We start from the raw sequence: 11,663 nt of genomic DNA, 5'->3' as shown, positions 1-11,663 counted from the left end.
CCCGCAAAAGTTATCGTAAAGAATCCTAAATTAATGTGCGTTCTGTCGTGCTGTCCGCGTGATGGTGCCAAGAACGCTGAGCTTCAGGGGAATCATGCTCGCTAACATCACTGACACGTCCGGTGCCACCAATCCGCAGGCCATTGGCATGGATCTGGGCGGATCTGCCATTAAATTCGGTGTTATCGACGCATCCGGGGCCCTGATCGAATCATCCTTTGGGCAGGTGCCCACCCCAGCAGGCGCTCAGCCGCAGGCGGTCGCCAAGGCCATGGCGGGCGTTCTCGCCACCCTGAACGAGCAATTTGGATCGGCACTGGACGGCGCGGCAGTAGGCGTCACCGTGCCCGGCATCGTAACCAACGGTGTGGTGCACTCGGCAGCAAATATTGACCCGCAGTGGCGTGGGCTTAACGCCGAGGCGTTGCTCACCGAAACCCTCGGACGCCCGGTGCATGTGCTCAACGACGCCGATGCCGCCGGTATCGCCGAAGTCTACGCCGGGGCAGGGCGAGGCGCGGACGGGCTACCGGCTCCGGGGAGCACCCTGGTGTTGACGCTGGGTACCGGAATTGGTTCGGCGATGTTCCGCGACGGGGTGCTATTCCCCAATGTGGAGTTCGGCCACCTCATCATGGATGGGCAGTCCGCCGAACTGGCTGCCGCAGCACGCGTGATCCGTGAAGAAAATCTGACTTGGGAGCAGTACACCGAGCGTCTACAGCGCTACCTGTCCCATGTTGAGTTCCTGTGCAGCCCGGATCTGATCATCATCGGCGGGGCGATCTCGGTGGAGCACGAGAAATTCCTGCCCGGCCTAGAGCTGCGCGCGAAGATCATCCCGGCCGAAAATAACAACGCTGCCGGTGTGCTGGGCGCTGCCCACCGCGCTCTACTGGCGCATTAGGAGCTGCTAGTCGGCGGCTAGGCGCAGTACGAATGTACCCAGTCGCGTAGCCGCGCTACCGAGGTGTCTTCACGCCGCGCCAGTTTCTTCAGACGTCCACTTGCGGCTAATTCGTCGAAGCGGTCCGGGGTGCCAGCGTGTGCACACAGTGCTGCAACGAGTCGCGCCGGTGTCTGATATCCCTGCCCGTCGCGGCCCAAGATGTCCTCGATGGCATCCGACTCAGCCCGGTGCAGCCGAGTGAGAAGTGGAAGCACCTGCTGGTTCAGGCAGGTGAGAACTTGAGCGTGCGCTACCGCGATGTCACTGTCCGCGACGAAGCTCAGGGTTCCATCGCGGCGTAGGGGCGGCATGTACTGCGGATCGTGGCGCGAAGCCACCCGGAGAAGCGCGGGTTGGCCCTCTGACGTGTGGACCGGGCCAAGGGCATCATTCAACGACGTCAGGCATGCGTCGAAGGCGCTGTGGTGACATTCTCCGATCAGCTCAAGAGCCCAGAGAGCCCCGTATTCCATAAGTCGCTGATTATTGACGAAACTGACCTCGACGCTCACGGCGAGCTGGCCGGCGTGCGCGTAGCGGATGGCACGGGAAGTGCCTCGCGCGGTCAGGCCCGGTAAGTCGGGCAACGGGCCTGACCGCCATAGCTCGCGAAACTCTCGCTGTTGTGCGGCGATAAGCTCCGCGGGTCGACTGCTCGGCATGCCTTGTCCTATGCGGTAGGGGTAGGTATCAATCGGGCGACCGGCGATTCGATGTAGTCGAGAAACTCATAAAGCCTCATCCGAGTGTGCAGATAATCCTTCGCGGCGAGGTGCGAGGTATCTGGCGCGCGGTTCTGGCCGCTGGCAAGGAGCACAATCTGTTCCGCCGGGTCGGGGATATGCCGTAGACCGACGACCGCGATGTGGCTGTTCGTCACCGGCCCGTTGCCGAGTTGTTCGCCGGCAGCCTGAGTGCCAACTACCTGATCAGCCGCGGGTAGGACCTGGTAAATCTGCCGATACAACTCAAGTATGGGCGCTTCGTTTGTGCCAGTATCGCCGTGCACGTGGGCCAGCACATAGCCACGAGCGGTGTGGATGCCAGCAAATCTCCGGGCCGAGTGAAGGTCACCGGCTCACGCACCGCTGGAGTTTTGCCCAGAGCAGGCGGCGTGGAACGCAGCAGATCAGAGTAAGCCGGGGACTGACGGGCAAATTCATCACTGAGCCACACGGCGTCATTTAGCTCGTCGATCCCACGCAGGGCCCGCTCGGTGAGACTAGGGTCGGCGAGACCTACCTTGTGCAGGCAGGTCGCTAAGGCAATCGCGACCCGGTGCCCGGTCATCAGCTCGCTTTGGTCGCCATGACGCGTCATGAGCGGACCCCAGCGACGAAGGAGCGGGGGAACGACCTCCGCATACCTGGCGCCACGGTGACCATCGTGTTTGGCCTCGTAGAAACTCTGTCGGGCGAGCATATGCGTCTCGTCTTGAACCAACGAGGGAATCGCACCGAGGGCGAGCTTGTCCAGAATTTGCTGATGTTTCACGCCATTGAGCCTAATTCACCCAGCGATCTAAGGGCTAGGAGCTTACGTTCCCGGCTACGGTATGTGATGACCGGCGGCGCGGAGCAGCCCGTACCATTCGCCACGGGTCAATGGCACCTCGGAGCCAGCGCTCGCGTCGACGATTCGCTGCGTAGTGGTGCTACCTAAAATCACTTGCATACCTGCCGGGTGCCGGGTGATCCAGCCGACCGCAATCGCCAGCGGGGTGACCCCGTAGCGGTCGGCCAAGCGCGATAGTTCGGCGTTGAGCTCGGGGTAGTCTGATGAATCCAAGAAGACACCGGCAGTTCCGCCGCTCTGAAAGGGGCTCCACGCCTGCAAGGTGATCTTATTCAGCCGGGCATGATCCACCAACCCTCCGCCATCACGAGTTATCGCATTATCGGCTCCGGCCGTATTCGAGGAGATGCCCTGGGTGATCAGTGAGGCGTGGGTGAGCGAGAGTTGTACCTGATTCACCACCAGCGGTTGGCGAACTGCGGTTTTGAGCAGGTCGATCTGTCGAGGCGTATGGTTTGACACGCCAAAAGCACGGACCATGCCGCGAGATTCCAGATCATCGAAGGCCCGCGCGACTTCTTCGGGCTCCACGAGGGCATCGGGTCGGTGCAGGAGCAAGACATCGAGGTAGTCGGTGTTCAACGCGCGCAGCGAGCCCTCAACGGAAGACACGATGTGCTCGTAGGACTGGTCGTAGCTGAGCGGGTCGGTGGTGATTCCGGTTTTGGACTGCAGCATGATCTGCTCGCGCTCCGAAGTCGAGAGCCCCAAGGCCTGGGCGAAGCGGTGTTCGCACCAGTGGGTCCCGCCGCTGGGATGATTGAAGCCGTAGAGGTCGGCATGGTCAAAGTAGTCTATTCCGGAGGAGCGGGCGGTGTCATAGAGCTCGCGAATCTTGGCGTCACTGGCATCGGCAATGCGCATCATGCCGGAAATGACGTTGGGGACTTTGATTTCGGTGGGGCCCAGTTGCACGGTTTTCATGGGTGAATCCTCTCATAGGGTAGTGCGAGCACAGGCCAGCCCCAAGATCGGAGCGAACCGCGTCCCTACCGTGCACCAGCCCATAATGGGTTTATGACAAGTTGCGAGGCCCCTACTGACCAGTTGTTGCATCCTGCCCTATGCCGAAGATTTAGCCCCGTACGGTTCCAACCCGATGCGGTGCTCACGAAGCAACAGGTGGAAACCTTGATCGAGGCGGCCCGCCGGGCCCCTTCCGCTGGTAACTCGCAACCGTGGAGATTCATTGTGGGGAAGCGCGGAGGGAGCGTGCACGCACGGATTCTGCCCCATTTAGGACGAAGCGCCGCTCAGTGGGTCCCAGACGCTTCGCTACTTGTGGTCAATCTTGCCCAAATCGGGGTCGCCGACGCGCCTGGATGGGAGTACTCGGAATTCGCGCACTATGATTTGGGCCAGGCCGTCGCGCATATGACCATCCAGGGCCTAGCGCTTGGTTTGGATGCGCACCAGATTCGAGCCTTTGACCGCCAAGCAGTGGCCGAGGAATTCGACGTTCCGGCGCACTGGCAGGTCGCCTCAATGACGGCCTTCGGCGTCGCGGCCCACCGCCCCGGCCAAATAGCATCGGCCGGGACGAGCCGCGAACGGCTTAGCCACGAAGAACTCGTCTGGAGTCGTGACGCCCTAAGGCGTCGTTAGGTCGCAGGGTACTGACACTAGGTGCTTCCTGCCGTCGAGTCTCTAGCGCCAGCCGAGACCCGGGGCCACGTGGGTGAGGATCGAATGCAACAAATGCGCGTTGTAATCGACGCCTAGTTGGTTCGGCACGGTGAGCAGGATCGTGTCGGCCGCGGCGATGGCTTCGTCGGCGGCAAGCTGTTCGATCAGGGCGTCGGGTTCATCGGCGTAACTACGTCCGAAAACGGCACGGGTAGTTTCGTCGATATTTCCGAATTGATCGCGTCGTTCCCCGCTGCCTAGGAAGTACCGGCGGTCCAGATCGTTGACGATCGGCATGATGGAACGCGAGACGGAAACGCGCGGGGTGAAGCCATGATCGTGTTTGGCCCACTCGGCACGGAATGCCTCGATCTGCTTACGCTGCTGGATATGCAGCGGTTCACCGGACTCGTCGTTCTTCAGGGTCGAAGACATGAGGTTCATGCCATGCTGTGCCGCCCAGATCGCGGTGGCATCCGAACCAGCTCCCCACCAGACACGCTCGCGCAGACCGGGCGACTGAGGTTCGAGCCCAAGAAGCCCCGGGGGATTCGGGAACATCGGCCGCGGGTTGGGCTGAGCAAACTTTTTCCCGGAGATCAGCTCCAAAGCCTGTGTGGTGATTTGACGTGCCATATCGGCGTCGCTCTGTCCGGCGGAGGGGGCCTGCCCGAAGTGCTTCCAGCCGTCGATGACCTGTTCGGGCGAACCTCGCGAAACACCGAGCTGCAGGCGACCTGCGGAGATCAGGTCCGAGGCTCCGGCGTCTTCGGCGAAGGTCATGGGATTGACGTAGCGCATGTCAATGACGCCTGTGCCAATTTCAATGCGGTCGGTTTTCGCACCAACCGCGGAGAGCAGCGGGAATGGAGAACCGAGCTGGCGGGCAAAATGGTGGACTCGGAAGTAGGCCCCATCGGCGCCTAGTTCTTCGGCTGCCACCGCCAGATCGATACTTTGTAGCAGGACATCGGAGGCCGAGCGGGTCGCTGAGGTGGGGTGCGGGGTCCAGTGTCCAAAGGACAGGAAGCCGATGCGTTTAGGTGAATTCATGTACGCGTCAACTACATTAGACAGGGATTTATTCCTGGCCAGCTACGCGACAACCCCCGAGCCAGTGGCGGACCGACTAGTCCAGATCCGCCAAGTGATTGGCAATGGCGTCGAAGGCCCGGATGGTAGGGAATAATTTCCCCGCGTCCTGCGGCAGTGGCCATGAGGAGAGCTTTACTCCGACCATGCCGGTCGCACGGTTCATGTAGATCATCTGACCGTGAATACCCAAGGCTAGGGCGACGCCGGTGCCCGGGTAGGGGAACCAGATCTGATTGCGGTAGTGGCCACCGGGCATCATGTTGTCTCCCGGTGAGGCCGCGAAGGCCTCGACGAGTTCCTCATCCTCGGTGAAGACATCCGCCAGCCAGGCCTCAGAGACCACGCGCTCGCCGGTGAGCGAAATACCGTTGTTGATGAACAGGTGACCAAAGCGGGCCAAGTCGCGCAACGTCGAGTTGAAGCCACCGTCGAACATACCGGTATCGAACTGGTCGACACCCATGACCAGATCTTGTTGGGCGCCGATCTTTGCCCACACGTTCTCCGAGAGAAGTTGCTGCATCCGAGCCCCGCCGGCGGCCTCGCAGACCCAGCCGAGAACATCGGTTTCACAGGAGCGGTAATCAAAGGGCCCGCCATGGGGGCCTTCGGCCTTGAGCGTGAGTAGGTAATCGTAGAGACCGATGGGCTTCATATCGCCCTCGAGCTCGGCCCATCCGATGGCCTGCTCGAGTAGGCGCACCTCGGCGGCGGGATCCAAGTATTCCTCGGAGTACTTGATACCGGAGCGCATATCTAATAGGTGGCGCACCGTGGCCCCGTTATAGCCGCTGCGCGAGAGGGCTGGGACGTAGTCGGTGACCGGCGCATTGACGTCGAGCTTCCCGGCATCAACCAAGGTGCCGGCGACGGTGCCGACAAGAGTTTTGCTCACGCTCATCAGCAGATGATCGGTCAGCGCGGTCATCGGCTCGAGATATTTCTCGGTCAGGATCCGTCCGTCTTGCATTACGAGCCAGGCATCCGTATCCGTGGAATTCATGACACCACGCACCGTCATTGATGGCTCGCCCATGCTGCGCGGTAGCTGAATCGAGCCTAGGTCCATCTCGGTACGCGGTAGCTTCGCGATGTGGTCGTCGCCGCGAGAGACCTTCACAGTGGGCAGAACGTCGGCGAGGTTCTGGAAGCTGTACCGAATGTTTTCGGGTAGCTGCCAGTTCGCTGCCGTAACGGCGGCTACCGGTTGCTCACTGTTCATGGACGTGGTCTCCTCGAGAGATGAAGTCAGGGATGCTCAAAGTATGGAGAATACCATTCAATTGAGCATCCCTGATTTCGCGCTATTCGCCCGAGCTCGCAGGGGGCACGTCAATGCCCTTGTAGAGTGCGCGAATGGAAGAGATGAAGTGCCGCGCATCGATGGACAGGCGCTTCTTGCCCTTGGACTCGTACTGTAGCTTCGCCTTCGTGACGAGTACTCCCAAGTCGGCACCCTTCCACCGGTAGTCCTCGGCACCATAGATCCGCAGGAAGAACACTTCCTTGTGGTTCTGCAGTTGGTGCCAGTCTAGGGCGTTACGGGAGAACTGTAGCTTGCCACGAGCATCGAGATAGTAGTTACCGGTGCGCGGGGCGTGGGTGATGTACTGCACGATGTCATCGGTTTCCTTGATGATCATGTGGCTCCAGATGTCGACCCCGCTCAGTCGCTCCCAACGCTCGTTGATCTCGTCGACATCGAGTTTGAAGTCAACATCGAGGTATTCGAGCAGGTGGAAGAGGAACAGCGGCACGTCGGCGTAGGCTCCGGCGGTCACATTGGTGATTGCACTGGCACCCGAGATACGTGGATTCAGTTCGCCGAGGTATACCTCGTCGGTGTCGGTGTCGATGAGTACGTCTACTTCGAAGAAGCCTCGGTAACCGGCCTGATTCAAACCGTCGCCGACGGCCTTGACGAGCTCGATGGCGCGGTGCCGCTGCGTCTCGGTAACCACCTCGGGATGCATTTCATTGCCGCACCAGCCACCCTTGTACGGCGTGAGCTGCTTGTAGCCGGCCAACTCGGTCAGGATCGGACCTACCACCGTGCCGCAACGGGTGAGCACGGCTTCGACGGCCACCGGCAGGTTGTTGATTCGCTTCATCACCTTGAGCTGTTCGCCAATGATGTTCTTGGCGTACTGATTCCAGTCGGACTCGTTGGTAATAAAAAAGGTCGTTTTGCCCGAATCGCCATAGGGAGTCTGTACCACTAGGTCGTCGCCAAGCCCGGCCCCGTCGGCGAGCTTCTGCAGTTCCGCATAGCTATCGGCGGTGCCCAGCACATTGGGAACGGATGGGGCGCCGGCTGCGTTGCCGAGCTCCGTGGTGACGATCTTCGAGTCTAGGTGGTTGCGCAAGGATGCTGGCGGGAGGATGAGGTCGTAGCCAAGCTCCTCGCAGATCGCCTCGGTTTCCTCGTCGAAAAACACCATGGCGACCTTGGGACGTGGTCCACCGGGAATGCGTCGCGCATCGATGTACTCGCGTACCTCGGGGTTTTCCAGCAACCAGTTGTTGATCTCTTCGGCCGACTGGAACTCGATGTAGGGCTTCTCGCTCGGGGTGAAGACACGCGGGTGGTGCCCATCCCAACCGTCGTAGTAACTGATGTAACTGAATTTACGAACCCAGCGGTCCAAGCCCAGCAGGTTTACAGGGGTGGCGCCAAAGAAGTAGATGGGGGTCGAATTGGTGCGGAAGAAATGGCGCACCTCGCTCATATTCTTCAGCGGACCCTGACCGGTAAAGTCGACGCGTCGTGTGTTGTTGGTATCGACGTCGTCTTCGTCATTGTAGGCGGCGTCAATGGCCCCGTTGGCCGTCATATCCTCCAGTTCGGCCTTCGCCGCGCGGCGAGGATTTAGGTCACTGGGTTTCGGTATGCGGTTTGTTGGTTTCTTTATGGATTCCACAGTCTTGGCCATTGTTCAACCCTCACGGAAAATACTCAAAATATTCGGTCTGTCGCGTGCTGACGAGTCGGTGCGATTTTCGCCCCGAACCATCGTCGCTCTTGCCGGTGAGGTAGCCATCAAGGCGACTTGAACGCGCTGTGAACATTTTTCAAACGACCGGTGCTGCACGACAAGCACGAGCAGTCCGCGACCGAGTGATCTAGCTCACGCATCGATCATATGAGCCGCGGACAATAAATCCACATCCATGGACGAATGTTGCGACAGTTAATTGCACATGACGAGAAGTAGCTCGAGGGATGTGAATTCTAGGAGGATTTCGTGTAAAAGCACTTAGATACTCGACGGTAATTGAGGTGTCATCGAGATTGCTCCGCCTTGTGAAATTTTTCGACAAATAATGAGATTATCAAATCGTATTTGATCTGTTTTTGTGTGGGAATACTTATCGAGTCGAAGTTTCGTCAGCCGAGCGTTGTTGCGTCTGGCAAAGAGTGACCGGCGGGGCCACGCTGAGCGTGGTTCCCGCCGTTCGTAATGAGTAGGCACCTGGTACGCGATACTCGTGCGTAAGCTCCGGTTCGCAGGTTTAGTTATTTCCCGACATAGTGCCCCAGGACACCGAGGATGGCCCGCACGCCGGTGCTTAGCGTGGGCTCAAGGGTGGGAAGGAAATGCGGGGAGTGATTGACCGCCGGAGCTGGATCGTTGGCGGCGGTGCCTCCGAAGAACCAATACACGCTGGGCACCGAAATGGCCGAAGCGAGCGCACCGAAATCCTCCGAGCCCATGGCCGGGGGCACCTCGTGGATCTGCGCTTCGCCAAGCTCTTCGCGAAGCACCTTGGCGACAACCTCGGTGTGCTCGGGGTCGTTATACAGCTGGGGGAACGTGTAGAGCTCCTCTATCAGCGGCTGCGGAGCACCAGAAGCGGCTGCCTCCGCATTGACGATGCGGGTGATCGCAGCCAATACCTGCTGGCGCACCTCGGGGGTCAATGTGCGTACATTCAATGTCAGCTCTGCGCGGTCCGGAATGATGTTTTCCTTCAGTCCCGCATGGAAGCTACCGCAGGTGACCACCGCGCTACTCAGCGGCGAGACCTCGCGAGAGACGATGCTCTGTAGGCGGGTCACGATGTGCGAACCCAGTACGATCGGATCCACCGAATCTTGCGGTTGCGATCCATGGGATTGCTTGCCGTAGAGAGTCAGCTTTAACGAGTCCGCCATGGCCATGGCATTGCCGGAGGTGAAGGCCAACGCCCCGGAGAGAAATGGGAAGACATGCTGCCCGAAGACGACCTCAGGGCGTGGGGCTCGGTCCCATAGACCGTCCTCGACCATGGCCGCCGCGCCCTGACTGGTCTCTTCGCCAGGCTGGAAGATCCACACGATGGTACCGGCCCATGCGCTGGGCTGGCCGGCGAGAGCCTCGATGGCGGTCAGCGCCGCCGCCACATGGGTGTCATGTCCACAGCCGTGCATGACCGGAACCTCGGTGCCATCGGGAAGCTTCCCGGTAGCCGTGGAAGAGTAGTCGGCCCCGGTGTCTTCGGCGATCGGCAAACCGTCGGTGTCGGCGCGGAAGGCGACCACCGGTCCCTCACCGTTGCGCTGTAGCGCGACGACACCGGTTCCGCCGCACCGGAAGTGCTCGAGCCCCAGCTCATCCAGTCTGGCCTCGATAAAGGCGGCCGTCTGGTGCTCCTGCATGGACAGCTCCGGGTGCGTGTGCAGGTGCTTGTAGGTGGCGTGTAAGCGTTCTGTCTGGTGGTCGTTCAAGGTGGTGGTGACCATGCTCGGCTCCTTCGGGGATACTGGGCGGAACTAGTTGGGCTCGATGTCGTTCTCGGTGGCCGGCTCCTCGGCGACGTGCGCCTTACGGTCCCGAACCAACCAGGAGATGATGATCGATCCCACCACGACCAAGGCCGTGCTGTACAGGGCTAGGGATGGGGCAACGGGAATGATGAGGAAGTACATGATCAGTGCCAGTGCGATGGCCACGATCGTGGTCCGCATTTGCTTCATGGCGACGATGGCCTGAACGAGCACCGCACCCATCAGGGAGGGCAGGATATACAGGCGGGCCACCTCGATGACCTCCATTGGGATTCGGGCCACAAGCCAGGACCCAAAGAGGCCGACGAAGATCAACAGGCTACTTAGGTGAACGGTCGCAGCACCACAGATGGCCATCACCGCGGCGATATCTCCGCGTTTGGTGCCCGGCTTGGCGTTGATGGAGGACTGGGCGACGATCGCGGCTGGCAGCAGCTTATTGGAGATATTGCCGATCATGAAGGCCTGGTACATTGCCGCCGAGCCGAGAATCGGGAAGTAGGTTAGCGGTTCAACGACCCAGAAGACGCCGAAGGTCGCGGCCACGGCCAAGAAGGCCACCCAGATCATATCCCCGGTGAGTTCTAGGTCGGTGAAGAAGAAGAGGTAGAGCGGGCCCAGTAATGAGAAGAGAAGTCCGGCGGCCATGGTGGCCGAACCGTAGCGCGTGGTCTGCTTTTCGAAGCGTGCCATTGAGGCGTCGGAATTGCTGGTGACTGGTGTGTGGGTGTTCATGGTGATCTCCCGTGGTGCTTAGGCCGTGTGCAGCAGGTAGCCGACGGTGATGGAAATGACGATGGCAAAACCCAGGGCCCATTCCTTGAGCCAGTGAGCGTGCAGGATCTTGGCCAGTAGTAGGCACAGGGCCATCACACCGGCCGAGGTAAGCACCAGGATCAGGTGGATCTGGGACTTAGGCATCTCGGCCACGGTGAGCATGCTGAAGGCGCCGAGCAGGGCCGCAGTAGGAATCAATGCCATGGCGGCCGGGTTGCGCTTGGCCAGCGTCTTGCCGCCGCGCTTGAGGATTGGGGTCAGGATCAGCGTGGCCAGCATCCACATGCCGCCCGAGAGGGTCATGGCCATGAAGGCGACCGCGAAAACCTGCTGTGTGTAGTCGTCGCCGCCCAGGGTTGAACCCATGGATTGGGCGGCGATACTCGCCGAAGCGGTCTCCGTGGAGGCCGAACCAATCAAGCCGATGCGTACCAGGACTGCTGGGGTACCGAACAGGGCTAGCAGTGCGATGGCTACCAGCACCACGGCGAGCGACGGGCCGATGGATGCCACTGCGCCGGCGCGGAAGGATTCCTTGACCTCACGAAGCGGCATATCGACATGCGGTGCTGCCGCCTTGGCGGCCCGCACGTAGAGGACGGTCTGAACGAAGATGGTGGCGAAAACGCCTAGCGCGCAGATCCAGAGGAAGGGGGAGTTGGCGATGGCCCAGATGTCTGTGGAAGACGGGTTGGCCTGCGCCAGTATCGATGGCGTCTGCATGTCGGATGCTCCTGAACGTGAGGATCGATGGTTGCGGTGTGAGATGGATCACTACGTGTATCTACGATGATTCATCCGCGGGAAAACGGCAAGGAATGGTGGTTCTGGACAAAAAATTGGCTAGATCCACCAAAAAGAGCGTTTTCCTCG

At 60.3% G+C, this 11,663-nt stretch carries 12 protein-coding genes; 2 read left to right on the top strand and 10 right to left on the bottom strand.

Annotation, left to right across the window (positions count from 1 at the left end):
• Window positions 1-94: 94 nt before the first annotated feature.
• Window positions 95-907: an ROK family protein gene (locus ACJD00_RS13410; protein ID WP_418907419.1), complete on the top strand. Its 813-nt coding sequence runs from the start codon at window positions 95-97 to the stop codon at window positions 905-907.
• A 17-nt stretch (window positions 908-924) separates the two neighbouring features.
• On the opposite strand, the gene ACJD00_RS13405 is transcribed toward ACJD00_RS13410, so the two are convergent.
• Genes ACJD00_RS13405 through ACJD00_RS13390 form a run of 4 tightly spaced genes read right to left on the bottom strand, consistent with a single transcriptional unit; the run spans window position 925 to window position 3,448 of the window.
• On the bottom strand, window positions 925-1,611 hold the full coding sequence (locus ACJD00_RS13405) for a hypothetical protein (protein WP_418907418.1): 687 nt from the start codon (window positions 1,609-1,611) through the stop codon (window positions 925-927).
• Window positions 1,612-1,619: 8 nt separating this feature from the next.
• Window positions 1,620-1,829 (bottom strand): hypothetical protein, encoded by a 210-nt coding sequence (locus tag ACJD00_RS13400; RefSeq protein ID WP_418907417.1) that lies wholly within the window; start codon window positions 1,827-1,829, stop codon window positions 1,620-1,622.
• 41 nt (window positions 1,830-1,870) lie between these two features.
• Complete coding sequence (locus tag ACJD00_RS13395) at window positions 1,871-2,443, bottom strand: hypothetical protein (protein WP_418907416.1); 573 nt, start codon at window positions 2,441-2,443, stop codon at window positions 1,871-1,873.
• Between the two features lie 54 nt (window positions 2,444-2,497).
• Window positions 2,498-3,448: an aldo/keto reductase gene (locus ACJD00_RS13390; RefSeq protein ID WP_418907415.1), complete on the bottom strand. Its 951-nt coding sequence runs from the start codon at window positions 3,446-3,448 to the stop codon at window positions 2,498-2,500.
• Between the two features lie 93 nt (window positions 3,449-3,541).
• Between ACJD00_RS13390 and ACJD00_RS13385 the strand changes: the two genes are divergently transcribed.
• A complete protein-coding gene (locus ACJD00_RS13385; RefSeq protein ID WP_418907414.1) occupies window positions 3,542-4,129 on the top strand; it encodes a nitroreductase family protein in 588 nt (195 codons plus the stop codon).
• Between the two features lie 42 nt (window positions 4,130-4,171).
• Here ACJD00_RS13385 and ACJD00_RS13380 read toward each other — a convergent pair whose 3' ends face one another.
• From ACJD00_RS13380 to ACJD00_RS13355, 6 genes are all read right to left on the bottom strand, one after another.
• Entirely contained in the window at window positions 4,172-5,203 is a 1,032-nt protein-coding gene (locus tag ACJD00_RS13380; RefSeq protein ID WP_418907413.1) for an LLM class flavin-dependent oxidoreductase, read from the bottom strand.
• A 76-nt stretch (window positions 5,204-5,279) separates the two neighbouring features.
• Window positions 5,280-6,467, bottom strand: coding sequence for a serine hydrolase domain-containing protein (locus ACJD00_RS13375; RefSeq protein ID WP_418907412.1), 1,188 nt, complete (start codon window positions 6,465-6,467; stop codon window positions 5,280-5,282).
• A gap of 82 nt (window positions 6,468-6,549) precedes the next feature.
• Entirely contained in the window at window positions 6,550-8,178 is a 1,629-nt protein-coding gene (locus tag ACJD00_RS13370; protein ID WP_418907411.1) for a biotin carboxylase, read from the bottom strand.
• A gap of 584 nt (window positions 8,179-8,762) precedes the next feature.
• Entirely contained in the window at window positions 8,763-9,968 is a 1,206-nt protein-coding gene (locus tag ACJD00_RS13365; RefSeq protein WP_418907410.1) for an amidohydrolase, read from the bottom strand.
• A 30-nt stretch (window positions 9,969-9,998) separates the two neighbouring features.
• Window positions 9,999-10,748 carry a hypothetical protein gene (locus ACJD00_RS13360; protein WP_418907409.1) on the bottom strand — a complete coding sequence of 250 codons (750 nt, stop codon included), beginning with the start codon at window positions 10,746-10,748 and terminating at the stop codon, window positions 9,999-10,001.
• 18 nt (window positions 10,749-10,766) lie between these two features.
• Window positions 10,767-11,513, bottom strand: coding sequence for a DUF5058 family protein (locus ACJD00_RS13355; RefSeq protein ID WP_418907408.1), 747 nt, complete (start codon window positions 11,511-11,513; stop codon window positions 10,767-10,769).
• Between the last annotated feature and the right edge of the window lie 150 nt (window positions 11,514-11,663).

The sequence above is a fragment of the Glutamicibacter endophyticus genome (assembly GCF_048457885.1).
GTDB classification, from domain to species: Bacteria; Actinomycetota; Actinomycetes; order Actinomycetales; family Micrococcaceae; genus Glutamicibacter; species Glutamicibacter endophyticus.
Note: the sequence above shows the minus strand (reverse complement) of the source record. Positions and strands in the feature narration are given on the sequence as shown.